Origin of the sequence: Peterkaempfera griseoplana (assembly GCF_001418575.1) — a bacterium.
In the GTDB taxonomy this organism is placed as follows: domain Bacteria; phylum Actinomycetota; class Actinomycetes; order Streptomycetales; family Streptomycetaceae; genus Peterkaempfera; species Peterkaempfera griseoplana.
In genome coordinates, this window is record NZ_LIQR01000773.1 from 2,324 (window position 1) to 2,797 (window position 474).

A 474-nucleotide genomic window follows, 5' to 3' on the forward strand; every position below is an offset into this window, starting at 1 on the left:
CCGACCGGCCGCAACCCGCCACCGCCTGCCTGGTGCAGGACCGCATCGGCGCGGTCAACGCGGCTGCCTACGACATCAACGCCGTCTGCGCCGGCTTCGTCTTCGCCCTGCTGACCGGCGCCCAGCTGCTGGCCGGGACGGAGACCGGGATCGCACCCGGCTACGGCCTGGTGATCGGCGCCGACACCTACTCGCGGATCATCGATCCGCAGGACCGCCGCACCGCGCCGCTGTTCGGCGACGGGGCGGGGGCGGTGGTGCTGGGGCCGGTCCCCTCCGACCGCGGCCTGGTGGGCGGCGGTGCCGCAACGGACGGCGGCCGGCACGGGGACATCCGGGTGGAGGCGGGCGGCAGCCGGCTGCCCGCGTCGGAGAAGACCGTCTACGAGGAGATGCACTTCTTCCGGATGGAGGGCCGCCGCGTCCGGGAGTACGTCACCGAGCAGCTGCCGCGCGCCGTGCAGGAGGTGCTCG

General features: G+C 74.9%; 1 protein-coding gene. It reads left to right on the plus strand.

Annotated elements, in window-relative coordinates; genetic code table 11:
• Positions 1–474 (plus strand): 3-oxoacyl-ACP synthase III family protein (locus AOK09_RS36665; RefSeq protein WP_407675465.1); only part of this gene is annotated, 474 nt, incomplete at both ends.